26 protein-coding genes are annotated in these 26,091 nt (G+C 67.9%); 10 read left to right on the forward strand and 16 right to left on the reverse strand.

Annotated features, from left to right (window positions below; genetic code table 11):
• Positions 1-38: 38 nt before the first annotated feature.
• Positions 39-665: an oligoribonuclease gene (gene orn, locus VMT65_RS28760; RefSeq protein ID WP_326311616.1), complete on the reverse strand. Its 627-nt coding sequence runs from the start codon at positions 663-665 to the stop codon at positions 39-41.
• 188 nt (positions 666-853) lie between these two features.
• Between orn and VMT65_RS28765 the strand changes: the two genes are divergently transcribed.
• Positions 854-2,644, forward strand: a complete 1,791-nt coding sequence (locus VMT65_RS28765) for a helicase HerA-like domain-containing protein (protein WP_326311617.1) — start codon at positions 854-856, stop codon at positions 2,642-2,644.
• A 131-nt stretch (positions 2,645-2,775) separates the two neighbouring features.
• On the opposite strand, the gene lysA is transcribed toward VMT65_RS28765, so the two are convergent.
• From lysA to VMT65_RS28800, 7 genes are all read right to left on the reverse strand, one after another.
• Entirely contained in the window at positions 2,776-4,122 is a 1,347-nt protein-coding gene (gene lysA, locus VMT65_RS28770; protein ID WP_326311618.1) for a diaminopimelate decarboxylase, read from the reverse strand.
• A gap of 143 nt (positions 4,123-4,265) precedes the next feature.
• The gene (gene cmrA / locus VMT65_RS28775; protein WP_326311619.1) at positions 4,266-5,060 is read right to left on the reverse strand and encodes a mycolate reductase; all 795 of its coding nucleotides are present in this window, start codon (positions 5,058-5,060) and stop codon (positions 4,266-4,268) included.
• Positions 5,061-5,114: 54 nt separating this feature from the next.
• Positions 5,115-5,546 carry a DUF4189 domain-containing protein gene (locus VMT65_RS28780; protein ID WP_326311620.1) on the reverse strand — a complete coding sequence of 144 codons (432 nt, stop codon included), beginning with the start codon at positions 5,544-5,546 and terminating at the stop codon, positions 5,115-5,117.
• Between the two features lie 203 nt (positions 5,547-5,749).
• On the reverse strand, positions 5,750-6,247 hold the full coding sequence (locus VMT65_RS28785; protein WP_326311621.1) for a hypothetical protein: 498 nt from the start codon (positions 6,245-6,247) through the stop codon (positions 5,750-5,752).
• Positions 6,248-6,330: 83 nt separating this feature from the next.
• Positions 6,331-6,924 carry a VOC family protein gene (locus VMT65_RS28790; RefSeq protein WP_326311622.1) on the reverse strand — a complete coding sequence of 198 codons (594 nt, stop codon included), beginning with the start codon at positions 6,922-6,924 and terminating at the stop codon, positions 6,331-6,333.
• A complete protein-coding gene (locus VMT65_RS28795; protein WP_326311623.1) occupies positions 6,924-8,951 on the reverse strand; it encodes an NADPH-dependent 2,4-dienoyl-CoA reductase in 2,028 nt (675 codons plus the stop codon). The genes VMT65_RS28790 and VMT65_RS28795 overlap by 1 nt, the downstream gene beginning before the upstream one ends.
• A complete protein-coding gene (locus VMT65_RS28800) occupies positions 8,948-9,502 on the reverse strand; it encodes a PadR family transcriptional regulator (protein ID WP_326311624.1) in 555 nt (184 codons plus the stop codon). Before VMT65_RS28800 ends, VMT65_RS28795 begins: the two co-directional genes overlap by 4 nt.
• A 219-nt stretch (positions 9,503-9,721) precedes the next feature.
• Between VMT65_RS28800 and VMT65_RS28805 the strand changes: the two genes are divergently transcribed.
• Together VMT65_RS28805 and VMT65_RS28810 are read left to right on the forward strand one after the other, a co-directional pair.
• Positions 9,722-9,925 carry a cold-shock protein gene (locus tag VMT65_RS28805; RefSeq protein ID WP_062996784.1) on the forward strand — a complete coding sequence of 68 codons (204 nt, stop codon included), beginning with the start codon at positions 9,722-9,724 and terminating at the stop codon, positions 9,923-9,925.
• A 177-nt stretch (positions 9,926-10,102) separates the two neighbouring features.
• On the forward strand, positions 10,103-11,071 hold the full coding sequence (locus tag VMT65_RS28810) for a hypothetical protein (RefSeq protein ID WP_326311625.1): 969 nt from the start codon (positions 10,103-10,105) through the stop codon (positions 11,069-11,071).
• Positions 11,072-11,094: 23 nt separating this feature from the next.
• Here VMT65_RS28810 and VMT65_RS28815 read toward each other — a convergent pair whose 3' ends face one another.
• Complete coding sequence (locus VMT65_RS28815) at positions 11,095-11,553, reverse strand: flavodoxin domain-containing protein (RefSeq protein WP_326311626.1); 459 nt, start codon at positions 11,551-11,553, stop codon at positions 11,095-11,097.
• Between the two features lie 125 nt (positions 11,554-11,678).
• Here VMT65_RS28815 and VMT65_RS28820 point away from each other — a divergent pair, with 125 nt between their 5' ends.
• On the forward strand, positions 11,679-12,596 hold the full coding sequence (locus VMT65_RS28820; protein WP_326311627.1) for a D-alanyl-D-alanine carboxypeptidase family protein: 918 nt from the start codon (positions 11,679-11,681) through the stop codon (positions 12,594-12,596).
• Here the strand turns inward: VMT65_RS28820 and VMT65_RS28825 are convergent.
• The gene (locus VMT65_RS28825) at positions 12,593-14,017 is read right to left on the reverse strand and encodes an MFS transporter (protein ID WP_326311628.1); all 1,425 of its coding nucleotides are present in this window, start codon (positions 14,015-14,017) and stop codon (positions 12,593-12,595) included. The two genes, VMT65_RS28820 and VMT65_RS28825, sit on opposite strands and share 4 nt — an antisense overlap.
• A gap of 101 nt (positions 14,018-14,118) precedes the next feature.
• Here VMT65_RS28825 and VMT65_RS28830 point away from each other — a divergent pair, with 101 nt between their 5' ends.
• Together VMT65_RS28830 and VMT65_RS28835 are read left to right on the forward strand one after the other, a co-directional pair.
• On the forward strand, positions 14,119-15,180 hold the full coding sequence (locus VMT65_RS28830) for a helix-turn-helix transcriptional regulator (RefSeq protein ID WP_326311629.1): 1,062 nt from the start codon (positions 14,119-14,121) through the stop codon (positions 15,178-15,180).
• Positions 15,181-15,338: 158 nt separating this feature from the next.
• A complete protein-coding gene (locus tag VMT65_RS28835) occupies positions 15,339-16,682 on the forward strand; it encodes an MFS transporter (protein WP_326311630.1) in 1,344 nt (447 codons plus the stop codon).
• Between the two features lie 2 nt (positions 16,683-16,684).
• Here the strand turns inward: VMT65_RS28835 and VMT65_RS28840 are convergent, their stop codons facing one another.
• Positions 16,685-17,293 (reverse strand): TetR family transcriptional regulator, encoded by a 609-nt coding sequence (locus VMT65_RS28840; RefSeq protein ID WP_326311631.1) that lies wholly within the window; start codon positions 17,291-17,293, stop codon positions 16,685-16,687.
• A gap of 141 nt (positions 17,294-17,434) precedes the next feature.
• On the opposite strand from VMT65_RS28840, the gene VMT65_RS28845 reads away from it, so the two are divergent.
• From VMT65_RS28845 to VMT65_RS28855, 3 genes are read left to right on the forward strand one after another with little or no spacing between them, the layout of a single operon-like run.
• On the forward strand, positions 17,435-18,499 hold the full coding sequence (locus VMT65_RS28845) for a ferredoxin reductase (RefSeq protein WP_326311632.1): 1,065 nt from the start codon (positions 17,435-17,437) through the stop codon (positions 18,497-18,499).
• A gap of 8 nt (positions 18,500-18,507) precedes the next feature.
• Positions 18,508-19,656: a fatty acid desaturase family protein gene (locus VMT65_RS28850; RefSeq protein WP_326311633.1), complete on the forward strand. Its 1,149-nt coding sequence runs from the start codon at positions 18,508-18,510 to the stop codon at positions 19,654-19,656.
• Positions 19,657-19,998, forward strand: a complete 342-nt coding sequence (locus VMT65_RS28855; protein WP_326311634.1) for a hypothetical protein — start codon at positions 19,657-19,659, stop codon at positions 19,996-19,998.
• 81 nt (positions 19,999-20,079) lie between these two features.
• On the opposite strand, the gene VMT65_RS28860 is transcribed toward VMT65_RS28855, so the two are convergent.
• The gene (locus tag VMT65_RS28860) at positions 20,080-20,721 is read right to left on the reverse strand and encodes a DUF4254 domain-containing protein (RefSeq protein ID WP_326311635.1); all 642 of its coding nucleotides are present in this window, start codon (positions 20,719-20,721) and stop codon (positions 20,080-20,082) included.
• A 463-nt stretch (positions 20,722-21,184) separates the two neighbouring features.
• Here VMT65_RS28860 and VMT65_RS28865 point away from each other — a divergent pair, with 463 nt between their 5' ends.
• The gene (locus VMT65_RS28865; RefSeq protein WP_326311636.1) at positions 21,185-21,505 is read left to right on the forward strand and encodes a hypothetical protein; all 321 of its coding nucleotides are present in this window, start codon (positions 21,185-21,187) and stop codon (positions 21,503-21,505) included.
• A gap of 342 nt (positions 21,506-21,847) precedes the next feature.
• Here the strand turns inward: VMT65_RS28865 and VMT65_RS28870 are convergent, their stop codons facing one another.
• Genes VMT65_RS28870 through VMT65_RS28885 form a run of 4 tightly spaced genes read right to left on the reverse strand, consistent with a single transcriptional unit; the run spans position 21,848 to position 26,018 of the window.
• The gene (locus VMT65_RS28870) at positions 21,848-22,408 is read right to left on the reverse strand and encodes a GTP-binding protein (protein WP_326311911.1); all 561 of its coding nucleotides are present in this window, start codon (positions 22,406-22,408) and stop codon (positions 21,848-21,850) included.
• Positions 22,409-22,421: 13 nt separating this feature from the next.
• Positions 22,422-22,859 (reverse strand): DUF742 domain-containing protein, encoded by a 438-nt coding sequence (locus VMT65_RS28875; protein ID WP_326311637.1) that lies wholly within the window; start codon positions 22,857-22,859, stop codon positions 22,422-22,424.
• Positions 22,856-23,284: a roadblock/LC7 domain-containing protein gene (locus tag VMT65_RS28880; protein WP_326311638.1), complete on the reverse strand. Its 429-nt coding sequence runs from the start codon at positions 23,282-23,284 to the stop codon at positions 22,856-22,858. The genes VMT65_RS28875 and VMT65_RS28880 overlap by 4 nt, the downstream gene beginning before the upstream one ends.
• A gap of 10 nt (positions 23,285-23,294) precedes the next feature.
• Positions 23,295-26,018, reverse strand: a complete 2,724-nt coding sequence (locus VMT65_RS28885) for a sensor histidine kinase (protein WP_326311639.1) — start codon at positions 26,016-26,018, stop codon at positions 23,295-23,297.
• Positions 26,019-26,091: the final 73 nt, after the last annotated feature.

A 26,091-nucleotide genomic window follows, 5' to 3' on the forward strand; every position in this document is an offset into this window, starting at 1 on the left:
GCTTAACGTGTTGGCCGGTCGAGTACCTAATCGGCTGTTCAGGAGGGGTTTACGGGGGGTTGGGCGGGGGTGGAGAGTTCGGCGGCCACGGCGGCTATTTCGGCGGTGGAGGGGCCGGGTGGGGCGACGAAGGCGGTGCGGCGGTAGTACTGGAGTTCGCGGATGGACTCCTGGATGTCGGCGAGGGCGCGGTGGGCCAGGCCCTTCTCGGGCTGGCCGAAGTAGATGCGGGGGTACCAGCGGCGGGCCAGTTCCTTGATGGAGCTGACGTCGATCATGCGGTAGTGCAGGTGGGCGTCCAGGGTCGGCATGTCGCGGGCGATGAAGCCGCGGTCGGTGGCGATGGAGTTGCCCGCGAGGGGGACGGTGCGCGGGGTGGGGACGTACTGCTTGATGTAGTCGAGGATCTGCTGCTCGGCCTCGGCGACCGTCACGGTGGAGCGGCGGACCTCGTCGGTGAGCCCGGAGCGGGCGTGCATCTCGGTCACCACCGGCGGCATGGCGGCCAGCGCGGCGTCGTCGGCGTGGATCACGATGTCCACGCCCTCGCCGAGGATATTGAGGTCACTGTCGGTCACGAGCGCGGCCACCTCGATCAGCTTGTCGCTGTCGAGCCGTAGGCCCGTCATCTCGCAGTCCATCCACACCACGTACTTATCGCTCACCCGCCAAACCCTAGCCCTTCGCGGCGCGCCGCCCCGGTTACCCGGCCGCGTCGAGGCCGCTCGCCCGCCCGGCCGGGCAGTATCGTTCTCGGCAGATCCGCGCAAAACGAGCGGTCGGCATGTTGGTTGGGCAGTTCCACGCATATCGCAGGGCAGTCGCAGTTGGCAGAGCAGACGGAGGAAGCGCGATGACCACCCCGCAGGAGAAGGCAGCGGCGGCACGGAAGGCGGCGGAGGAGGCGGCGCGGATCGCGGCGGAAGCGGCGGCGGCCGCCGAGGCCGCGGAGAAGGAAGCGGCCGATCAGGAAGCCGCGGAGAAGCAGGCCGCGGCCGCACAGGCGGATGCCGACAGCAAGGCGGCGGCCGCGGACAAGGCGGAGGCGGCTGCCGCACAAGCCGATTCGGGAGCCAAGGCCGCGAAGCCGAAGGCCGGTGCCGCCGACAAGGACGAGGCGGCCGCCCAGGAGATCGCGGCGGGCTACGCCATGGAGGGCCTGGCCCTCGAACTCGGCACCGTGATCACCGGCGGCACTGTGCATCCCGATGCGCGCGTGCGGATTCCGATGAAGACCATGAACCGCCACGGCCTGGTCGCGGGTGCGACCGGTACCGGTAAGACCAAGACTGTGCAGGGCATCGCCGAGCAGCTCTCGGCGGCCGGTGTGCCGGTCGTGGTCGCCGATATCAAGGGCGACCTGTCGGGCCTGTCGCAGCCGGGCCAGTCCAATGACAAGCTCCTCGCCCGCGCCCAGGAGACCGGCGACCCGGACTGGAAACCGCAGGGCTTCCCGTGTGAGTTCGTCTCGCTCGGCACCGAGGGCATCGGTGTGCCGATCCGCGCCACGATCACCTCGTTCGGCCCGATTCTGCTCAGTAAGGCGTTGGGGCTCAACGAAACCCAGGAATCCACCCTCGGTCTGATCTTCCACTGGTCGGATCAGAACGGCTTCCCGCTGCTGGATCTCAAGGACCTGCGCGCGGTCATCCAGTTCCTCACCAGCCCCGAGGGCAAGGAGGACCTCAAGGGCATCGGCGGCGTCTCCGCGCAGACCGCGGGCGTGATCCTGCGCGCGCTGGTGAACTTGGAGGCCGACGGCGGCGACACCTTCTTCGGTGAGCCGGAACTGGACCCGGCCGATCTCATGCGCACCGCGGGCGGCATGGGCGTGATCACCCTGTTCGAGCTCGGCGCGCAAGCCGCACGGCCGCAGATGTTCTCGACCTTCCTCATGTGGGTGCTGGCCGATCTGTTCCAGACCCTGCCCGAGGTCGGCGATATGGACAAACCCAAGCTGGTGTTCATCTTCGACGAGGCGCACCTGCTGTTCAACGGCGCGTCCAAGGCGTTCCTGAACCAGGTCGAGCAGACGGTCAAGCTGATCCGCTCCAAGGGTGTCGGCGTCTTCTTCTGCACCCAGTTGCCCACGGACATCCCGAATTCCGTGCTCTCGCAGCTGGGCGCGCGCATCCAGCACGCGCTGCGCGCGTTCACCCCGGAGGATCAGGCGGCCCTGTCGAAGACGGTCCGCACCTACCCCAAGACCGCCACCTACGATCTCGAAAAGGCCCTCACCTCACTGGGTATCGGTGAGGCCATCGTGACCGTGCTGTCGGAGAAGGGCGCGCCCACCCCGGTCGCCTGGGCGCGCATGCAGCCGCCGCGCTCACTCATGGACACCATCGGCGACGATCAGATCCGCACCCGCGCACAGCAATCCAGCCTGTACGGCAAGTACGGCACCACGGTGGACGCGGACTCCGCCTACGAGATCCTCGCCGAAAAACTGGCCGCCGCCCAGCAACAGGCACAGGACGAGCCCCCGGCGAAGTCCTCCCGCTCCTCGCGGCCCGCCCCCGAGCCGGAGTCCATGGCGGAGAAGATCGTCAACAACCCCGCCTTCAAGAACCTGCTCCGCTCGGCCGCCACCGTCGCGGGGCGCGAAATCAGCCGCAGCATCTTCGGCACCCGCAAACGCTGATTGCCCGCCCGCAATGGCCACCGCGGCCTTGCCATCCCGGCATGCTTCTTGACCGGGATCCACCGCAGCAGGGTGGATTCCGGCCAATAGCGTGCCGGAATGACGGAGGGTTCTTCCGGACGGACGCGGCGTCAGTGGCCGATGTCGCGGCACATCAGGTCGTCGATCGTCTCGCGGCGAACCAGTTCGCGGGATTGCCCGTCGCGGACGGCGACGATGGGGGGACGGCCGACGCCGTTGTAGGAGGAGGCCAGGCTGTGGTGGTACGCGCCGGTGCAGGGCATGGCCAGCACCTCGCCGGGCCGCAGGTCCGCGGGCAGTCGGACGTCGTGGGCGAGGAGGTCGCCCGCCTCGCAGTAGCGACCCGCGATGGTGGCGGTCATGTGCGGGCCGGTGGGGTGGCGGTTGACCACGACGGCGTCGTAGCGCGCGCCGTAGAGGGCGACGCGCGGGTTGTCGCTCATGCCGCCGTCGACGGTCACGTAGGTGTGGCCGCCCTCCACGTGCTTGACCGACAGCACCCGGTAGAGGGTGACGCCCGCGCGGGCCACGATGGCGCGCCCCGGCTCCAAAGCGATTTGCGGGCGCGGGAATCCGTGCCGGGCGCAGGCCGCGTCGAGCGAGTCCTCGACGATGTCGGCCAGCTCGGCCAGGTTCATTTCGGCGTCGCCGCTGCGGTAGGCGACCGCGTGCCCGCCGCCGAGATCCAGATCGGTGAGGGTGATGCCGAATTCGTCACGGATGCGGGCCATTTCGCCGATCATCCGGCGGACCGCCTCGCCGTAGGGGAAGGTGTCGTAGATCTGCGAGCCGATGTGGCAGTGCAGGCCCACGAGTTCCAGGTTCGGTTGCCGCACAATGCGATCCACGGCCTCCTTGATGCCCTGGCCGCCGATCGGGAAACCGAATTTCTGGTCGGTCACCCCGGTGCGAACCGCGGGATGCCCGTGCACGTCGATATCGGGGGTGACCCGGAGCAGCACGCGCTGCGGCTTGTTCGCCAGGGCCGCGAGCGAGGTGATCTCGGTCAGCGAGTCGATGACGATGCGCCCGACCCCGCAGTTGATGGCGGTCTCCAGCTCGCCGAACGGCTTCCCGTTGCCGTGCAGCATGATTCGCTCCGGCGCGGCCCAGGAGGACAGGGCGACGGCCAGTTCACCGGCCGAGCACACGTCCAGGGACAGACCCTCGTCGGTGATCCATTCGGCCACCGCCCGGGTCAGCAGCGCCTTGCCCGCGTAGATGATCTCCGCGTCGGGGAACCGCTTGCGGTACGCCTGGCAGCGTCCGCGCACCTCGCCCTCGTCGAGGACATAGGTCGGAGTGCCGTACTGATCGGCGATATCGGCCAGTGCGACCCCGCCGACCGTAATGCGCCCGTCGTCGTCATAGTGGGTCTCGGCCGGCCAGATGGCCGGATCGAGGCGGGGCACCATGCCCCCGTCACGCAGCGACGGAAAGATCTCGAGCAGCGTCAAGGTGTCTCCTGTTGGCGTCCCCGCTTTCCTTTCTGCGGGGCCTACTCAGGAGTACGCCCGTACCGGTGGCCGGGATACCTCCGGCTACGCGGCCTTGACGATCGCCGCGGCGATCCTTACGGGTTGTTGACCTTGAAGTGGGTTCACTCACCCAGCTTCTTGTAGGCGGCACCCGCGACCACCGAGGTGATCGAGCGCGGCCCGAACTGTCCGGCCAGGCTCATACCCTTGCTGATCAGGCCAGGAACCACGCGCATCTTGTTGCGGGCCAGCGCGTCGATGGTGATCTTGGCGGTGTGGGCGGCGGTGACCCAGATGAACTCCGGGATCTTGTTGCCCATCTCCTCCTGGTCCGGATTGTCGGTGCGGACCGGGCCGGGGGCCAGCAGCGTGACGTGCACACCGGTGCCCTTGAGCTCGCCGCGCAGCGACTCGGAGAAGGTGTTGACGAACGCCTTGCTCGCCGAATACGTGGTGTTGTGCGGAATGGGCATATTGCCCGCCGCGGAACCGGTGATCATGATACCGCCCGCGCGCCGCTCCAGCATGCCGGGCAGCACGGCCAGGGTGAGGTCGTGCACGGCAACGGCATTCAGTTCCATGATGGCGCGCTCGTAGTCCAGATCCAGCTTGGACAGCGGCCCGAAGGTGGCGACGCCGGCGTTGTTGCACAGGATCGCGATATCGCGGGCGGCCAGTTCCTCGGCCAGCGGGGCGCGCTGCTCGCGGTCGGACAGGTCCACCGCGCGCACCTCGGCGGTGATGCCGTACCGCTCGGTCAGCCGCTGCGCCAGCTCGGCCAGCAGATCGCCGCGCCGGGCGACCAGGATCAGCGAGTAACCCCGCGAGGCAAGCTCTTCGGCGAGGGCGACGCCGATCCCGGAAGAAGCTCCGGTGACGACGGCACGGTTGTCGGCGGTGGGTGCAGGCAGGCTCACGACATCGCAGCCTACCCACACCCCGGCGCGGGATTCACCCCGTGGCGGTATCGGTCAGCCCGCGTTGCCGGTGCACTGCGAATCGCTGATGTGCACCTGGCTCGCCTCGGCGCTGCCCAGGCTCACCAGGATCGGGTTCGGGCCCGAGCCGCTGGCCGCGATGGCGTTCTGCTCGGCCTGCGCCTTGGTGCGACCCAGGCCGGTGAACAGATTGCCGTCCCGGTTGGCGATGGCGGCGCATCCGTTCACGAAACGGACCTTCACATAGCAGTTGGAGAGCCCGCACTGGTCCAGCGCGCCGGCGTCGGCGGCGCCCTGGTCGGTGTAGTTCCAGGCGGTGCCGATGCTGTAGGAGTAGCCGTCGTCGCCGACGGCCATCGCGCCGTAGAGATCTCCGGCGGCCTGGGCGGTGCCCATTCCACCGATGGACAGCGCGGCGGCGGTGGCGGCCACCATGGCGAGAGCGGCCTTACGAGACAGATGCATTGAGAATTCCTCCCCCAAGATCGTTTGAATCAGGTGCCTCGCGATCATGGCAGAGCGGTACGACAGTCTTTACCATCTGAATCGGTTGCCATATAGGTCATTTCGCTTCCGGGCGGAAGATCGTGCGGTTAGCTAGGGCGTGGGGTTCCCGGAATAGACGAAGGCCCCGCCGGATTCGGCGGGGCCTTCGTCGTCTCGATGGGTCAGCTGAGCACGACCGACGTCAGCGGCACGGTGAGCGTGCGCGCATTGCTGGCCATGCAGTCGGCGGCCAGGGCGCCGGCATTGTCGATCGGTCCGGTGTTCACCGCGAGGGTCGAGCCCTCTCCCGAAGTCACGTTCAGGGTGTTGCTCGCGGCCGGCGGGGTGGGGCCGCCGGGCACGTGGAACGGGCCGGACACGTGGGTGCGGTCGCCGTTGTTCCAGATCAGGTCGGCGTCGACATTGACGTTCACATCGTCGCAGTTGCCGTTGCCGGTGAAGGTGCCCTGGAACCCGCTGATGTCGCAGCCGGTGACGGTTCCGCTGATATCGCCGTTGACCGGGCCGGGCGCCATCCCGATCGGGCTGGTGGTGATGGTGAGGCTGCCGCCGTTGCACGCCGCGCTGCCAGCGGCGGCGGCGTGCGGGGCGAGCGTGACCAGGGCTCCGCCGGCCAGGGCGGAACACACGAGGGCAAAGGTCTTGCGGGGTAATGCCATTGTGCTCGTCTCCTTGGATCAGTGCAGATCAGATGGGGCGATGCAGTGGCGAACGTGGAACTCTCGCGCGAAAACGCAGGAGACTATACCCCTGCCGATTTGGGTTCCATGAAGGCGATTCCCCAGGTCAGGTGACCAAACCAGACGCTGGCGATGCGGCCGCCCTGGACGGCCGGTTTCGGATCGCCGATGGGTCCGCCTGCGGCCCGGACGGCGGCCACCGTCGCGTCCAGATCTGACGCCATGAAGGCGACGCCGACCAGCGCGGGCGGCCGACCCGAGGTGACCGCCTCGATGAACGGCTCGCCCACGCGGTAGAAGGCCATCTCGGGCCCCTGTGGGCCGCGCGGGAAGAAGCGCCGTCGCGGCGGAACGCCGAGGACGGCAGTCAGATTGGTGACGGCGTCGTCCAGATCGGGCACCCAGTACACGACGTGATCGACGGTCGTCACACCGTTGGCGTGGGTGGGAACCCAATCGGACTCGGGCGGCTTCGATTCCAGATACGGGACGCCGAGAGTGCCCGGGTCGGCGTGGGTTTCGTCGAATCCCCAGGCCGCCTCGCCGAGCGTGCAATCGATGGTGCCGATCCGGATCCGCCCATCACCGACGGTGAAACCCAAGGCCGCCCAGGACTGCTCGTCGCCGGGCAGCCCCAGGCGGGTGAGGTTGGCCATTACAGGCCTGCCGCCAGGCGGGTGCCCTGGTTGATGGCGCGCTTGGCGTCGAGTTCGGCGGCCAGGTCCGCGCCGCCGATCAGATGCACCTTCACCCCGGCATTCTGCAGCGGCTCCTGCAGATCGCGCACGGATTCCTGTCCGGCGCACAGGATCACGTTGTCGCACTCGATGACCCGCGGGCGCTGGCGCTTCTCGCCGAAGCTGATGTGCAGCCCGCGATCGTCGATGCGCTCGTAGTTGACCCCGCCGATCTGCTCGACGCCCTTGGCCTTGACCGCGGCCCGGTGCACCCAGCCCGAGGTCTTGCCCAGGTCCTTGCCGAACGAGGACGACTTGCGCTGCAGCAGTACGACTTCCCGGGCAGCGGGGGAGGGCTTGGGAGTGGTGACGAAGCCGGGGACATTGGGATCGTCGGAGACGCCCCACTCTTCCTTCCACTCGTCGAGCTTGAGGCTGGGATGGCCGTCGACGGTGAGGAATTCGCTCACGTCGAAGCCGATGCCACCCGCGCCGATGACCGCCACCTTCTTGCCGACCGGCTTGCCCTCGCGCACCAACTCGGCATAGGTGAGCACCTTCGGATGGTCGATGCCCGGGATGTTCGGGATGCGCGGCTTCACCCCGGTGGCCAGGATGATCTCGTCGTAGCCGCCCGCGATGAGCTGCTCGGCGGTCGCTTTGGTCTGCAAATGCAAACGCACGCCGGTGATCTCGATCTGCCGGGTGTAGTAGCGGATGGTCTCGCTGAACTCCTCCTTGCCCGGAATCCGGCGCGCGATGTCGAACTGTCCGCCGATCTTGTCGTCGGCCTCGAACAGATCCACCCGATGCCCGCGCTGGGCCAGGCTCACCGCCGCCGAGAGTCCCGCCGGCCCCGCGCCCACGACCGCGAACTTGCGGGTGCGCCGGGTCGGCAGCAGCTTCAGCTCGGTCTCGTGTCCGGCGCGCGGATTCAGCAGGCAGGAAACGGTTTTCGCCTGGAAGGCGTGGTCCAGGCAGGCCTGGTTGCAGGCGATGCAGGTATTGATCTCGTCGGTCCGCGCGTCCTGCGCCTTGCGCACCCAGTCCGGGTCGGCGAGCAGCGGGCGGGCCAGCGACACCAGATCGGCGTCGCCGCGGGTCAGGATCTCCTCGGCGGTCTCGGGCATATTGATGCGGTTGGACGCGCACACCGGAATGTCCACCAGGTCTTTGACTTTCGCGGTCCATTCCACGAACGCCGCGCGCGGCACCGAGGTGACGATGGTGGGCACCCGGGCCTCGTGCCAGCCGATGTCGGTATTGATGATGCTGGCCCCGGCCGCCTCCACATCCTTGGCGACCGCGGCGATCTCGTCCCAGGTCTGGCCCTGCTCCACGAAATCGGCCATGGACAAACGGAATACGATGATGAAGTCCGGCCCGACGGCCTGGCGCACCCGGCGCACGATCTCACCCGCGATGCGCCGCCGGTTCTCCGGCGAGCCGCCCCACTTGTCCTTGCGTTTGTTGGTGCGCTCGGCCAGGAACTGGTTGATGAAATACCCTTCACCACCCATGATTTCGACGCCGTCGTACCCGGCGAACTTGGCCAGCGACGCGCAGCGCGCGTAGTCGTCGATGGTCTCCTCGACGCCCTTACTTGACAGCGCGCGCGGCTTGAACGGGTTGATCGGGGCCTTGATGGCCGAGGCCGACACGCTGGTCGGCATGTAGGAGTAGCGGCCCGCGTGCAGGATCTGCAGGGCGATCTTGCCGCCCTCGGCGTGCACGGCCCTGGTGATGGCGCGGTGGCGGTAGGCCTCGGTCCTGTTGGTCAGCTTCGCGCCGAAGGGCAGCAGCCAGCCGGTGCGGTTGGGCGCGTAGCCACCCGTGATGATCAGGCCCACACCGCCTTTGGCGCGCTCGGCGAAGTAGGCGGCCAGTCGGTTGATGTGCCAGGCCCGATCCTCGAGGCCGGTGTGCATGGAACCCATGACCACGCGATTGCGCAGCGTGGTGAATCCCAGGTCCAGGGGTTCGAAAAGGTGCGGGTACGCGCTCATCGACGAGTGCCTTTCGTGTCGCGCTTCAGGGCGTCGAGTACTTCCTCGCACCAGTCCACGATGCCCTCCTCGACGCGGATGCCGCCGCGCAGGACGAGGTACTGGTGCAGCTTCTTGCCGGAGAGCTGATCCGGCGCGGGGTAGTCCTTCTTCTCGAAGGTGCGGTACAGGTCGAGCCGGTGCTCGTGCTGGTCGCGATGGCGCTTCACCTCGGCCATGAGCGCCGATACGTCGCCGAGCGAGGCGGCGCGCAGTTTCACGCCGAGCTCGTTGCGCATGGGCTCGAGTTCGGTGGGCTCGCCGATCCAGCGGATCAGTTCCTCGCGCCCGGCCTCGGACACGGTGTAGACCTTCTTGTCGGGGCGGCCGTCCTGCGGGACCGTCTCCGCGGTCACCCAGCCCTGCTCGTCCATGCGCTTGAGGACGCGGTAGATCTGCTGGTGGGTGGCGTGCCAGAAGAATCCGATGGACTTGTCGAAGCGCTGGGCCAGGTCGTAGCCCGAGCTGGCGCGTTCGGTCAGCGATACCAGCAGCGCGTGTTCGAGAGCCATGCGGTCAGGGTAACTGCTACAACCCGTACTATGCAATTCAGTGCATATTATTGAGCCCTGCGTGTCCACAGATCACTTCTGTGGCGTACGGTTGGTTGTCTCACAATTAGCCGTGCCGGTAGCGACTTATTGGTCGCGACAGGGCATTGTGGTGGTACAGAGACTGGGCGATCGGACGTGATAAGCCCGGCTCATCGACAGAAAAGATTGAAGTAAGCAATGGCTCAAGGCAGCGTGAAGTGGTTCAACGGCGAGAAGGGCTTCGGCTTCATCGCGCAGGATGGTGGCGGCCCTGACGTCTTCGTCCACTACTCGGCCATCTCCGGCTCGGGTTTCAAGTCCCTCGAAGAGGGTCAGCGCGTGGAGTTCGAGATCGGCCAGGGGCAGAAGGGGCCGCAGGCCCAGGATGTCCGCGCTATCTGATTCACGGTAGCTCCGAAAAGCCCCGCACCAGCAGGTGTGGGGCTTTTTCGCGTCCGCGTCGGGCGCGCCGGGGAGCGCTCGGTTAACGCGCCCGTGCGCGGGGTGGATTTCAGAGCGAATCAAACGCCCGGGTCCGCCGGGCGGAGGACACTGAACGGCGAATCAGGGGAGGCAGCCGTGCGTTCGAAACTCACCACCGTCACCGCGGCGGTACTCATCGCGAGCTCCGCGATGCTCATGACAGCGTGCAACGACAAGGACACCACCAAGGCGACACCGGTGAGCACGGTCAGCGGCACGCCGCTGGGCGGGGCGAATCCGGGCGGTACCGACAAGACCGGCGGTACCGACAAGACCGGCGACTCGAATTCGCAAGCGACAGTGCGGACCATCGGCAAGACCGGCTGGTACGAGGGCTTCGAGGTCTCCGTCGACAAGGCGACCGTCACGCCCGACGGTTCCGGCGGCGCGAGCGTGCGCGTCGACATGACCTTCAAGAACACCACCACCAAGGACGCCACGCCCAGCGTCATCCCCGATATCCAGATCGACGGCGCGATCTCCCCGGGCACCGGCTTCGACCTGCCGGATGTGCCCGGAAAGGGTTCGGCCGCAGGCGATGTCACCACCTCGGTGAAGAAGCTCGACAGCGCCGAGCACCTGCTCGACACGATCACCGTCGTGTTCGGCACCTCGGCCGACAATCAGACCAAGATCCCGCTGAAGGCCGATGCCAAGGCCGACAGCGTCGCGCCCAAGACCCTGACGGTCTCCGGGAAGCTGGTGCAGGACCAGACCGGTGTCGAAATCACCAGCGGCACACTGACACCCAGCTACGTCAAGGGTGAGCGCAACAAGATGAATCTGGCCTTGCACATCAAGCTGGTCGGCGGCTCGGGCATCGGTGACGGCGGCCTGAATGTCTTCACCGAGTACTTCAGCCTCAAGACACCCGACGGCCAGACCGTCGTCGCCGACAGCCGCGGCTTCATCGACGAGCTGCTCGATCGCAATCAAACCATCGACAAGGCAGACCTTTTCGCCGTGTTCGTGGTGCCCGCCCCGGGGACCGGCAACTACACGGTGAGCTACGACGCGACCAAGGGTGCGAGCACCGCGCCCACCTACACATTCACCGTCAACTGAGAAGACCTGCGCGCCCGGGACTTTCAGGCCCCCGCGGTCACCCGGGCGCGCAGTCCGGCGGCGAAGGCGCGTGCCGCGTCGAGATCGGCCGCGTCGGGCTTGCCCTTGTTGACCCCGCCCACCAGTCGCAGCGGGGCCCAGGTGTCGAAGGCGCGCACCGAGAAGGTGTCGAGCACATCGAATCCGGCGCGCCGGGCCAGCCGGGTCATCGGCCACAACTGCGGCGGGAACCCGCTGGTGGCGAAGACGAATGCGTTGCCGCGCGGCTGTTTCGGCAGCGCCCGCACGAAGGCCCGCAGCCGCGGGTGGAACATCTGATTGAAGATTCCCGACCCGAAGCCGACCAGGTCGTACCGGTCGAGGTCGCTCACCTCGACCTGTTCGGGCTCGGCGATGGTGGCCTCGAGCACCTCGCCCATGGCCTCCGCGACGCGGCGCGTATTCCCATGCGACACCGAAACACACACGATCAGGGCCTTCATCTCGCACTCCTTCGTTTCCCCGAATGACTCGGACATGACTGGAGACACCGCCCGGACCGGCAACCGTGACACCGCATCGGTGTGTCGCCGATCACTTCTCGCGCACCAGCCCGTATACAGACACCATGCGGACATTCGCTCGTGTGTTGCAGGCTGCCGTGGCAACGGCGCTGGTCATGGCGGTCGGTCATGGCGTGGCCGCGGCCGACCCGGTGGCGAGCCCCCCTCGTACTCTGTTGCCCTGGACCGATTCCGAGCCCGAGGGCGTGCAGGCCCCCGCGGCCGCGCTGGCCGACGGGATAACCGGCACGATGCTGTGGTCCCGTCAGCAGGACACCCCGGTCCCGATCGCCAGCATCGCCAAGGTGATGACCGCGCTGGTCGTGATCACCGCGGGCGACCTCGAGCGACCCGTCACCGTCCCGTCGGAGGCCATCGCCTACTGCGTCCGCAATGACGGCAGCACGGCGGGCCTGTCCGCCGGTGAGGTGCTGCCCACCCGCGAACTGCTCTATGCCCTGCTGCTGCCCTCGGGCTGCGACGCCGCCTACACCCTCGCCGACGCCTACGGCCCCGGCCTGGACGGCTTCCTGGCCAAGATGAACGGCACCGCCGCGCAAATGGGCCTGGCCGCAACCTATTTCGCCGACCCCAGCGGCCTGCCCGTCCCCGCCGACGACTCCACCTACTCCACCCCCGCCGACCTGATCGCGCTGGGCCTGCGCGCCATGGTCCTCCCGGTGTTCCGCGAAGTGGCCGGATCCCAGAGCCACTTCCTGCCCGGCGGCCCCGGCCACCGCGAACACAATTGGCAGACCACCAATCTCCTGCTGCGCCACTATCCGGGCACCATCGGCATCAAAACCGGCTCCACCGACGCCGCCGGAGCCTGTCTGCTCTTCGAAACCGTCCGCGCCGGAATCCCTTTGATCGGCGTGGTCCTGCACAGCGCCGCATGGAGCGGCGCCGCCGCGAGGGACGACGCCGAACGCATGCTCAACTGGGCCTACGACCCGGTCCTGGCGGTACTCCCGATCCGCTAGCGCGCGGCACGGAAGGCGAAGGCCGCGGCCACGAGTGCGGTGACGGCCTCCGCGAAGGCGGTGACGCCGACCGCGTGGGCGGCCGACAGGGCGGTCCCGCCCGCGATGGTCAGGAACACGGTGCCGAAACTCGCCACCCCGATGACCACACCCAACTGGACACAGGTGACCAGGATGCCGCTGGCGTCGGCGGCCAGCGCCACGGGGATCTTGCCGGTGGTGCGGGCCATCAGAGGACTGAAGGCGAGGCCGTAGCCGATACCCATGAGCGCGAAGGTGATCAGGTCGAGCGGGCCGATGTCATGGGCGTCGCGCAGTTGCAGGCCCATGACAACCATGGTGACGGCGGCGATCAGCAGCCCGGTGGGAATCATGGCGCGGTGCAGCCGTGCCGGGATGCGGGTCCAGTACAGGCTCACCAGGCCGAAGGTCACGCCGTTGGGCAGGAACACCAGCCCGGCGTGCAGGGCGCTGTAGCCCAGCGTGGATTGCAGGTGAATGGTGAGGACGAAGGTCCAGCCGCCGAAGGTGCACATGATCAGGAACAGGGTGATGGCGGCGAGCACCACGCCGGGAGCCCGCAGCACGCGGTCGGCGAACAGGGGTTCACCGCCAACGCGATGCGCCCGCCGTTCCACCAGCGCGAAGCCCGCGAATCCGAAGACGGCCGCGCCCAGGGCAATGCGCGTCCACAACGGCCAATCCTGTTCGTGGCCGAGCACCAGCGGCACCACCAGGGCCAGCACCGAGACGGTCAGCACGGCCAAGCCGGGCAGGTCCAGCTTGCGGTCGACCCGGACGGTGGCCGCGGGCAGGATGCGGGGCGCGGCGACCAGCAGCGCCAGCCCGATCGGGACGTTCACGAGAAACACCCCGCGCCAGCCGGTTCCGGCGATATCGGCATCGAGGATGAGCCCGCCCGCGATCTGGCCCGCGACAAAGCCGCTGGAGATCACGGCCGCGTAGGTCGACAGGGCCCGGGCCCGGGTGGCACCGGTGAACTGGCGCTGGATCAACGTCATGACCTGCGGCACCATGGCCGCCGAGCCGATGCCCTGCAGGAATCGGAAGACGATGAGCGCGCCGGAGCTCCAGGCCAGACCGCAGGCCAGGGAGGCGACGGTGAACACCGTCAGCCCGGTCACGAACAGGGTGCGCTGCCCGAACCGGTCGCCCAGGCGTGCGCCCGTGACCAGCAGCACCGCGTACGCGATGACGTACCCGGAGACCACGAGCTGCAGCCCGGAACCCGTGGCGTGCAGGGAGGTTCGAATCGAGGGGATGGCGACATTGACGATGGAGGCGTCCAGGACGGCCATGAACTGGCCGAGCAGAATGACGGCGAGGACCGCGATCGGCCGCCGGGTGGCGACCGGGGCGGGTGCCGCCGCGGTGGGGGATTGGGTCAAGCTCTGTGTCATGAACCGAGGGTGCGGTGGCGCGGGAGCGGGGAACAGGAGCCTGGTTATACGGGTACCGACACCACCTGGATACGAGTAGCGGGAACCGCCACCATGGACGCATGGTGTCAGGAGCGGATCCGTGCGGACCCTTGATCGATACGATGTCCGACGCCGCGGTGCGGAACGGTCAATCGCGCTCGGTGCGCAAGGCGCGTCGGGAGGAGCTGTCGACCTTCTTGAAATCGCGGCGGGCGCGTATTCGGCCGGAGGAGGTGGGCCTGCCGGTGGGGACGCGGCGGCGCACACCCGGGTTGCGGCGCGAGGAGGTCGCGCAGTTGGCCGGGGTGGGGATCACCTGGTACACGTGGCTCGAGCAGGGGCGCGACATCAATTGCAGCGTGCAGGTTCTCGATGCGATCGCCCGGGCGCTGGCGCTGGACGGTGCGGAGCACGCGCATCTGTACCGGCTCGCGGATGTGCCGACCATCCCGTCGCCGGTCGTGGAAGAGCCGGTGCCCGAGGAGGTTCAGATCATTCTCGATCACATGCATCCGCTGCCCGCCGCCCTGTTCAGCGCGAAATACGATGTCATCGCCAACAATGCGGCCTACACCGTCATGTATCCCATGTTCATGAGCGGCTCGCGCAATGTGCTGCGCAAGGTGTTCCTGGCCGACGAGTGCTGCACCCCCTACCCCTCGCACTCCGAACCCGAGCATCTGGCCCGCATGGTCGGCTACCTGCGCGCCGCCTACGCCCGCAATATCGGCGATCCGGAATGGGTGGCGTTCATCGACGAAATGGTCGCGCTCAGCCCGCGTTTCGCCGAACTGTGGGCCCGCAATGACGTCGCCGTGCCCCTCGGCCGCACCCGCGTCATCCGCAACCTCGCCGTCGGCGAACTCGTCATGTACATGACCAGCATGTCCATGCCGTCGATAGCGGGCGCGTGGATGCAGGTCTGGACGCCCGCCGACCCCGACGCCTGGGACAAACTCCACGCCCTGCTCGCCATGACCGACGACCAACGCCGCCGCCCCTGGGCCGACCACGTCGAACAGGCCCACGGCCGGGCACTGGAGACCTGGGTCCCGGCGAACATTCACGCCTGCGGAACGAGAAGATCCGACGCCGACACGACGGGGGCAGACCGCATTTCCGAACTGTCGCCCGCTCCCTGACGCTCGCCGTCATTCCGGCGCGGACTCCCCTCGTCATTCCGGCCAAAGCATGCCGGGATGACGGAGTGAGGCATGCCGGGCGGCCGGGTTGAGCGACATTTCGGGTGGAATGGCCGGCCGGGGCACATTTTTCGGCCGAGGTCAGTAGTCTGCGCTGCATGAGCGAGGGCTCGGGGGTCGAGGGGCGGGCGGCGGTTGGGCAGGCCACCGGGCGGGGGCCGGTGCTGGCGTGGGGGTTGTGGGATTGGGCGGGGGCCTCGTTCAATGCCGTGATTCTCACCTTCGTGTTCTCGGTGTATTTGACCGACAAGGTGGGCGAGGGGCTGCCGGGCGGGGTTTCGCCGAGCGCGTGGCTGGGGTGGGCGCTGGGGGCCGCGGGGTTGGTGGTGGCGCTGACCGCGCCGGTGGCGGGGCAGTGGTTCGACGCCACGGCGAAACGCAAACTGGCGCTGGGGATTTTGACGGCGTTCACCGTCGTGGTGATGGCGGCCATGTTCTTCGTGCGCAAGGACTACCACCATCTGTGGGTCGGGCTGGTGCTGCTGGCCGTGGGGTCGGCCTCCTTCGAGCTCTCGCATGTGCCGTATTTCGCCATGCTGCGGCAGGTGTCGACCCCCGCCACGGTCGGTCGGATCTCCGGATTCGGTTGGTCCATGGGCTATTTCGGCGGCATCCTGCTGCTGTTGATCTGCTACTTCGGGTTCATCGCCGGCAAGGGGGATTACCGCGGACTGCTCGGCGTGCCGATCGATGACGGGCTCAATATTCGCCTGGTCGCGGTGTTGGCGGCGGTGTGGTTCGCCGGATTTGCCGTGCCGCTGTTCCGCTACGTCCCCGAGGTGCCGCGCACCGACGCCGATCCCGGTGCGGCGGTGCCCGCCCGGGCCTTCCTCGGCTCGTATCGCGTGCTCTGGCGCGATGTGCGCGAACTCTGGCGCGTGGACCGCCGCACCGTCGGATTCCTGCTCGCCAGCGCCATCTTCCGCGACGGCCTGGCCGGGGTTTTCACCTTCGGCGCGATCCTGGCCGTCCGCGTCTACGGTATCGCCGACTCCGACGTGCTGCTGTTCGGCATTGCCGCGAATGTCGTTGCGGCGCTGGGCGCTCTGGTCGGCGGCCGGTTCGACGACCGCACCGGACCCAAGGCCGTGATCGTGACGGCACTGACCGGCATGATCATCTGCGGGTCCTTCCTGCTGCTGCTCTCCGGCCCGCTCATGTTCTGGATCTTCGGCCTGCTGTTGACCGTATTCGTCGGTCCCGCACAGGCTTCGGCACGCTCGTTCCTGGCGCGACTGGCCCCACCGGGCCGCGAGGGGCAGCTGTTCGGCCTCTACGCGACCACGGGGCGAGCCGTATCATTCCTCGCCCCAACCCTTTTCGGCTTCTTCGTCTGGACCTTCAACGCCGAGCGCGCCGGAATCATCGGTCTGCTCCTGGTCCTCGTCATCGGCCTGATGCTCTTGCTGCCGGTTCGCGGAGACGACCTGCGCGGCCGCTGAATTCAGGGCTTCCATACACCCATGCCGAGCGCGATGAGCCGAACCTGAAGCACCGCACGCTCGATGACGCGCGCACCCTCGCGGCCGTCGCTCATCAGGTAATCGGCGATCCGGTCGGCCACCGTGGACACGATGAGCCCCGCGGCCAACTCCAGATCGTCGGGCGACCACGCGTCCAGCGCCCGCACCCGCGACAGGTCCGCCACCAATTCCCGCTCGATGAGCTGCATTTCGGCGCTGATCGCCCCGCGCAGCGCCGCCGATCCGCCGTAGCGCTCGCGCAGCAGGAATCCCCACAGGTCACGCTGCCCGTCGACCTGATCGAACACGAAGCGCACGGTCTGCGCGAGCTTGGCATCGGGCGTGCGCCGCATTTCCCGTAGCGCCAGCCGCAATTGGCGCACACCCGCCTCGACCAGGGTGGTGCCGAGCTCGTCGAGCGAGGTGAAGTGCCGGTAGAAGGCCGTGGGCACGATCCCGGCCGAACGCGCGATCTCACGCAGCGAGAGCGCGGCGAAACCGCGATCCGCGGCCAGGGCGAGGGTGCCGTCGAGCAGCGCCGCGCGGGTGCGCTCCTTGCGCTCGACTCGGGTTGCTGCCTGCTCGCTCATCTCGATGAGCATACATGCGTTCACATTCGTTCCATTCGAGAGATGTCGCGTGGGTCACACGAACTGCCGGTTGAACTGGAGGGGTTCCTTTCGGCACACTAACTCAGTGTACAGATGTGCACCGAAATCCAGGAGGCTCACATGGTCGGACTACTCGACCTGGTGCAGAAGACCATGACCACCCCGCATCCGCTGGACCGCTACCTGGAGCTGGTCCGGCCCACGCTGACCCGGCGCTCGCTGCGCGCGGAGATCACCCACGTGCGGCGCAGCGCGCTCGGATCGGTCACGCTGACGCTCCGGCCGAGTCGCCAGTGGGCAGGACATGTCGCGGGGCAATACATCCAGATCGGTGTGGTGATCGACGGCGTTCGCCACACCCGCTGCTATTCGCCGGTCAACGCCGACGGCCGTCGGGACCGGCACATCGAGCTCACCATCAAGGCGCACCCGCACGGGCTGGTCTCGAACTACCTGCACGAGAACGCGATTCCCGGCATGGTCGTGGACCTCGAACCCGCCGCGGGCGTCTTCCATCTACCGCAGCCGCGGCCCGAACAGATCGTGATGATCAGCGGCGGCAGCGGCATCACGCCCGTGCTGTCCATGCTGCGCACCCTGGCCAATGAGGGCTATCGGGGCCGGATCCTGTTCCTGCATTACAACCGTTCTCCGGAATTCGTGCCGCATCGCCAGGAGCTCGAGGCGATCGCCATGCAGCACGGCAATATCCGCATCGAATTCCGCTACCCGGAGACCCAGCGCCACGCCCACTTCGGCTACGACGAACTCGAGGCGCTCGCGCCCTGGTTCCCGACCGCGCAGACCTACCTGTGCGGCCCGCCGCCGCTGATGGCCGCGGTGCGCACGGTCTACGAGGCCGAGCAGCTGGGCGATCGGCTGCACAGCGAGGAGTTCACCCTCACCACCGCCGTGGTGGACCCGGCCGACGCCGAGGGCAAGGTGAGCTTCTCCGGCAGCGGCGTGGTCGCCGAGAACAGCGGTGAAACCCTGCTCGAGCAGGCCGAATCCGCGGGATTGAGCCCGCAGTACGGCTGCCGCATGGGCATCTGCTTCACCTGCACGGCCGTCAAGCGCAGCGGCTGCACCCGCAATCTGCGCACCGGGGAGCTCGACAGCGACCCGGATCAACCCATCCAGCTCTGCATCAACGCCCCCGTCGGGGACGTCGACATCGCTATCTAGGAGGGATCATGGCGATTCTCACCGAAACCACCGAGGGCCCGTTGGTTCTCAGCGTCGAACAGGTCGAGGAGATCGGCCGCGAACTCGACGCGCTGCGCGCCCGCATCACCGAGGACCTCGGCGATCGCGACCGCGAGTACATCTACAGCGTCATCCGCGCCCAGCGCGGCTTCGAGATCGCCGGTCGCGGGCTGCTCTACCTGGGCTTCCTGCCGCCATTCTGGCTGGCGGGCGTGGCCGCGCTGAGCATCTCCAAGATTCTCGACAATATGGAGATCGGCCACAACGTCATGCACGGCCAGTGGGACTGGATGCGCGAGCCGACGCTGAATTCCCGTGTCTTCGAATGGGATACGGTCTGCCCGGGCGACCAGTGGCGGCACTCGCACAACTACATGCACCACACCTACACCAATATCCTCGATATGGACCGCGACATCGGGTACGGCATCCTGCGCGTGGACGAGGCGCAGAGCTGGAACCCGCTGCGGCTGGGCAACCCGCTCTACGCGTTCATCCTCATGCTCGCCTTCGAGTGGGGCGTCATGGGCCACGACCTCGAGGTCGAGAACATCGTCAAGGGCAAGAAGTCCTGGGACGAGATCAAGACGCTGGTCAAGGGCCAGTGGCGCAAGGCCAGCCGCCAGGTGCTCAAGGACTACGTGGTGTTCCCGGCGCTGACCGGACCGCTGTTCGTGTCCACGCTGGCCGCCAACTTCAGCGCCAATCTGGTCCGCAACCTGTGGACCTTCTCCATCATCTTCTGCGGCCACTTCCCGACCGGCGTACAGACGTTCACCCAGGAGGAATGCGCCGAGGAGACGCAGGGCGAGTGGTATGTGCGGCAGATGCTGGGTTCGGCGAACATCAAGGGCTCCAAGCTGTTCCACATCATGTCCGGCAACCTCTCGCACCAGATCGAGCACCATCTGTTCCCGGACCTGCCCGCCAACCGCTACCCGGAGATCGCGCCCGAGGTGAAGGCGCTGTGCGAGAAGCACGGGCTGCCCTACAACACCGGTCGGTTCGCCAAGCAGATCGGCTCGGTCTGGGTGAAGCTGTTCAAGCTCGCGCTGCCGCCGTTCCTGGTGAAGAATTCGTCCGTACCCGGTGTTATCGTCATGCGGCGGGGGCAGCCGAGTGAAGTGGGCGTGTGAATGATTTCTAAATTCGAGAGCAACAAGGATCTGATCCAGGAACTGACGGCGTCGGGAGCCCGGCACGTCGGCAATATCGCCTCGATCATCACCGGCACGGTGGCCGAGGTGACGCGCGAGATCGGTGACTGGATCACCGACGCCATCGAGATGCGGGAAGCCGCCGCGGCCGCCGCGCAGGACGCCGCCGCCCAGCGCGCCACCGCCGAGGACCTGGCCGACAACCTCGATGACGAACCGGAACCCCCACCCGCCCAGGAGGATTCGGCAACGAAGCCGGTCGTGAGCGAGCGCATCGACGGCTCCGACGTCATCGACGCCGAGGTAATCGACCCGCGCTAGTTGGCGGGGTCCGGGGCGGAGCCCCGCATTCTCGAGGGGGTTCGGGGGCGAAGCCCCTGAGAGTCCCGAGAGCTGGGTTTTCTACCAGGTCGGGAGCCGTCTGCGGTGCTGGGCGACTTCCGTGATCAGATCCTTGTAGCCGTCGGCGAGTTCGGCGAGGCGGTACCACTGCAGGTGGGCTTCGGTGTCCACCCCGCGTCGGGGGCGGTCCTCGCTGATGCGGTGGGCGACCGGCCGTCGCCGTCCCCGCCCGTCGGCCGCTTTCGAACCCACGTCGGCGGGTTTCACGCCCCCGTCGGGAATTGTGGTGGCGCGCAACGGTTCCTGGTCGGTGCTGACCAGGGCCTGTTGCGCCACAACCCATTTCGCGGCCATGCGGTCGATCACCGCGCCGAGGGTCTCGGTGTGCAGCGAGGCCCCGGCGCGGTGTGGAATGTTCGCGGCCACCCAGTCGTCGATGCGGGCCACCAGCGCGGCCCGGCGGGCGTCGATCTTGTCGATCAGATGGGTGCAGCTCGCCACATCGTCGGGGGTGGCGGTGGGTGCGTGCGCCAGTTCCAGGGCGCGGTGGCGTCCCTCATGGCATTGCACCAGTTCGTGAGCGGATTCGAGGACGTCGCGGTCGTGCCGATCGGAGCCGACCGGTTCTCGGAAGGCGCGTAAGAGTGTGGCGGGCGAGGGGAGCTCGGCCCCGAATCCCGCTCCGGAGTACTCGATTGCCATTATTCCCACCCTCGGCCGTCGCATGGTTGGATGCGCCAGGGCCGAGGGGGTTTCGGGGAGGGGCTCCCCTCGGCTCCGGCGCAGCCCCGCACCCGGAACGCAACAGCCCACCACCAGCGACACGGTGAAGTAACCGGGAAATCCGCGACGATGCGATGAGAAGACTGTCCGATAATGCGGGACATATTCAGGAAAGCGCGATAGTCGGAGGGGTGCAACCGTCCGGCGCGTGATCGGCGAAGGTGCCTGAAAATTGTTATACAGCATTACAAGACGGTCACATGGCCGCGGCGGTTACGGGCTGATCGACACCTGCGCGGGTGCTGGACGAGACGGGTTCGACGGCTGGGCTCGACCTGCGCGAGGCTTCCGGCCCGGATGTGCGCTTACCAAGGCTTATGAATAGCTACCTTTGCGGCGCGCCGAAGGCGCGGCGCGCCATAGTCCGTTAGCCTCGGTATTCGTGCCCGCATACGCGTCCTCGCCGGAGCTACGATTCGGTTTCATGTTCGCGCTGGAAGACCCCGAGCGAATTGCCGAGGTTGTCCGGAATCTCATTGTTCGCCGGACGGTGTCGGTCTTCCGGCTCGCGCATCTCTCCGACGACAACGGACCGCCCGATCGGTTCGTCGTGAACTGGGGAGCGCTCCCGCAGATCTCCATCACCACCGCCGCGCCGGACCCCGACGAATTGCGTTCCAGCGGAACGATGCTGGTCAACGCGTTTCTCGGGGAGGATGGCGAGGTGAGTCTGTACTCGGCGGGCGCGCAGCCGCCGCAGTAGAAACTGGACGGTCCTCTCTCTTGTGACGGGTCACACATCGGGTCTCAGCTACGCCTCAGCTACGGGCAAGGTTCGCCTCAGTGTGCCTCGGCAGTGTGGGTCCCGTCGCCGAGCGGAAATCCCGAACGGCGGCGTCCAACAGAGAGAGGTTGAAACATGATCCCGGTTATCATCGACACTGGTTCCGCGGCGCTGAACGGCGTGCTCAACACCGGTAGCGCGGCTCTGGGTGGTCTTCTCAACACCCTGTGGACCGGATCTTTCGGCCGCTAATTCGCATAAAAGCGAAGGGTTTTCGGGCAATCGCCCCGGGTGCGTTCGCACCCGGGGCGATTTTTGGCGTCAGCCCACGAGGGCGGGGGTGCGGCGGGACTGCAGGATCTGTTCCAAGAGCGCTACGAGAACGAGCTTGACCGATTCGCGGTCGCGCGCATCGCAATCCAGCAGGCGGATGGTGGGGGAGAGGTCGAGGGCCTCGCGTACCTCTTCGAGGGCGTAGCGGGCGCCGGTGTCGAATCGGTTGACCGCCACCACGAATGGCGTGCCGCGCTGTTCGAAGAAGTCCAGGACCGGATAGCAGTCCTCGACGCGCCCGGTGTCGACCAGGATGACCCCGCCCAGCGCGCCGTCGAGCAGGTCGTCCCAGAGGAATTCGAAGCGCTCCTGGCCCGGCGTGCCGAAGAGATAGAGGACCAGGCTCGCGTCCAGGGTGATGCGGCCGAAGTCCAGCGCGACGGTGGTGGTGGTCTTGCCCGTGGCCAGGCCCGGATCATCCACGCCCATGGACACTTCGGTCATGGCCGCCTCGGTGGCCAGCGGTTCGATCTCGGAGATGGCCCCGATGAAGGTGGTCTTCCCGACCCCGAAGCCGCCGCTGGTCACGATCTTCACCGAGGAGGCCAGCGGGGCGGGTTCGTCAGAGGTTCCGAACAAGGTCCCGGATCCTTTCCAGTGCGGCGGTGGAGAGTTCGTCGGTGTGCCCGACCGACGCGTGCCCGGCGGACACCAGATCGCTCACCAGCACCCGGGCCACGCCGACCGGCACCCGCAGCGCCGCACCGATTTCGGCGATGGAATGCGGACGCTGGCACAACCGCACCACCCGTTCGAGCTCGAAACGCAGCGGTGCGGACAGCGCCGCGGGGGTGGCGCGCACCAGCGTCTCGAGGCGCAGGCCGTCGACCACGGGCGTGGTGCGGCCGGAGGTCATCATGAAGGGCCGCACCACCTGCTCTTCGGCCTCTTCGAATCCCCGCTCCCGGTCGGCGTTTTCGGGCGCGGCGGCACCGGACCACCCGGTGGGGCGGGTCAGCGCGATCATGCGCTCGTCCGGGAGCCGATGCGAATCGTTCATCGGCTCAACGACTCCCGCAATTCGCTGATCAGGGCGGGGGTCAGCAGTGCGCCCGCGCGATCGGCCAGCACGGCCATCTGATAGCCGACCAGGCCGACATCGGCGTTGTTGTCGGCGATCACGCCGATGCAGCTGCCATTGGCCATGGCCGAGACCAGCAGGAAGCCCCGGCCCATCTCGATCATGATCAGCCGTAAGCCGTCGAAATCGTAGCTGCGCGAGGCGCTTCGGCCCAGGCTGGTGAGCCCGGAGACAATGGCCGCGAGCCGGTCGCCCGCGGAGCGGTCCAGCCCCTGGGACATGGCCATGAGCAGCCCGTCGGAGGACACCGCCACGGCGTCGCGCACGCCGTCGGTGGTGCGCACGAAGTCGGCCAGCAGCCAGTTGAAGGTGTGCGGATCGGTGTCGGTGTAGTGGGTCGTCACCCGGTTCCTCCTATGCTCTCGGTCCGGGTCGAGGCGGTTCCCCGCTCTGCCCGCGCTGGTGGCCGGAGCGGAATCCGGCCAGCATGCTGCGTATTTCGTCGGGCGAGCGGTCCGCGGCCGACGCGGCGGGTCCCCCCGTGCTCGGCTGGGCGCCACCCGGTGCGGCGCCCGAATGCTCGCGAGTCTTCCGGTTGCGCTTGACGAGACCGTTTCGCGTACGTTGCACCTCCGGGACGCCTCCCGAAACGCCGGTCCCGCCGACCGGTGAGCCCACTGAAACCGATGGCGCGACACCGGTGCCCGACGGCGCGACACCGGTGCCCGACGGTGCGCTGGCGGGCCGTTGCCCCGATACGGGCGACTGCCCCGGAATCGATTGGATCGCAAAGGATCCGGTGGTCGGTCCGCCGAAGAGGCGCTCGGCGGCCGTGGCGTGCGGAGCGGTGGCCGAGTGGAGTGCGGTGTCCACGGGGCCCGGCGACGCGGTACCGGTCGGGTCGGGCAGGGGCACGAGCTCGAGCGGATTGGCGTGGGCGGATCCCGCGTCGACGCCGCCGTTCGGCCGGGACGTGCCGTTGATCCGGGGCAAGGTCCCCGAGGGCCCGGTGCCCGGCCGTGGTTCCGGTGCGGCGGACGCGTCGAACGCCTCGGTGAGCGCGACGAAAGCGGCCGTCCCGGTGTCGAATACGGGATCGGTGGCCGAGACCGCGGCATGCTGGGGCCGCTCGCCGCCACCGGGCGCGGGCGCCGGTGGTGAGCTGTGCCGACCCGCCCGCGGTTCCGGCATGGTCTCGAGCGCCGTGGGAAGCTGCGCTGCCGCAGCGTGTTTCGCGTCCTCGGGCGGTGCGGGCCGCTCACTGGCCGGATCACCCAGCAGCTCGGCGGGCAGCTGCATGCGCGCCACCACACCGCTGGTGGGCGAGACCGTCAGCTCGACCTCGACACCCAGCCGCCGGGCCAGGCGGCCGACCACGTAGTGCCCCAGGAAGCGGGTCGGCGCGACCAGGAAGTCGGCCTCCCCGCGCAGTCGTGCGTTGGCGGTGGCGAGCTGGTCGGGCGGCATTCCCACGCCGTGGTCGACCACCGCGATCATGTACCGGGAGCCGAGGCGGCGGCCGTAGATCTCCACCTCGAGGTCGGGCGGTGAGAAGGACAGCCCATTCTCGATGAGCTCGGCCAGCATGTGCGCGACCTCGCTGACATGCGCGCCCGCGATGGCCACCTCGTCGACGCGCCGCAACACCACGCGCCGGTAGTCGTCGACCTCGGACAGTCCGGCGCGAATGACGTCGGTCAGCGGAATCGGTCGCGACCAGCGACGCGGGCTGGACTCGCCGACCAGCACCAGCAGGCTCTCGGCATTGCGGCGCATGCGAGTGGCCAGGTGGTCGAGCTCGAAGAGGTTCGACAGCGCGCTCGGGTCGAGTTCCTCGCGTTCAAAGTCGCTGATCAGCCCGAGCTGGCGGCGCACCAGATTCTGATTGCGGCGGGCCAGGTTGGCCATGGACTCGGTGGTGTTGCGGCGCAGGCGCGCCTGGGCCGAGGCCAGTTCGTAGGCGGTGGTCTGCACCCGGTCCAGCGCGGTGGCCACCGAGACGATCTCGGTTCCGGCGCGGTGGTCGGCGCGCACCGGTTCCGGCGGATCCGGGTCCGCGCCCTCGGAGCTCTGCCAGCCGGCGATGAGCCGCGGCAGCCGCTCGTCGGCCACCTCGTCGGCCTGCTCGGCCAGCTTCGCCAGCGGACGCACGATGGCCCGCACGCTGGCCACCACCAGCGCCACCTCGGCGGCGATGGCCAGCAGCGCGGCCAGCGCGTACAGGCTCAGCCGTAGGGCGGCGTGGCGGCGCAGTTCGTTTGCGCGCGAGGTGATCTCGTCTCCCACGCTGCGCTGCACCTGCCGCTCGCCGTCGATGATGGAGGTCATCTGCCGCCACCAGTCGGCGGCATTGACCGGCTCGGTGAGCGTTCCGTGGTCGGAGGCGATGGCGATGGCCTCCGCCTCCCCGGCCCGCACCGACTCATCGGTCCGCATGGCGGTGTAGAGCAGTGACCGCTGCGCGGGGGTGGCGTCGCGTTCGAAGGCGGTGACGGCGGCCTGCTTGGCGGCCCGGATATCGAGGAACTTCACGTACTCGCCGGGTGCGAAGGCCCCCGCGGCGAACACGCCGTTGAGGAAGCCGCGTTCCTGGCCGGTGAACTCCTTGACGTCACCGAGCGCGTAGAGAGTCTGCAATCCCCGCCACAGCTGTTCGTCCTGCGCGTGATCCAGCCCGGGCCGCGCCTGGTTCAGCGCGCCGATGGCATTGGTGTAGAAGGTGAACGAGGCCGACCGGTCGGCCCGTCCGCCGTCCACATCCGCGCGATTGGCCGTCACGCCGGAGAACTGATTGAGCGCCGTGCGCACCAGATCGGCCCCGGGGGGCTGTCCCGCCAGGGTCGAATTCAGTGCCGACAGCGCACCGTCGGTGGCCAACCGCTGATTGCCCACCGCGGGCCGCGAGGCCGTGTCCCCGCCGAGCAGACCGTTGGTGAGCCCGCGCTCGCGCTGGATCTCGTGCACCAGGTCCTGAACGGCCAGCGCCAGCTGGACGGCCCGGGCGGTATCGCCGGTATCGCGATAGTTCTGGACCTCGCGGGTGACGATGATGGTCAGCAGGGCCAGCACCAGCGCCACCGACACAATGAGAATGCGGCGTAGTCGAGCCCGAATGGTGCGTGGCCGAAGCAATTCCACCGCTGGCGTGAGCTTCGTGTTACCCGAAGGCAACAATTTCGGCTGCCGCACCTGCACTCCGTCTCCCCAGAAT

The organism is Nocardia sp. CDC153, from assembly GCF_035818515.1.
In the GTDB taxonomy this organism is placed as follows: Bacteria; Actinomycetota; Actinomycetes; order Mycobacteriales; family Mycobacteriaceae; genus Nocardia.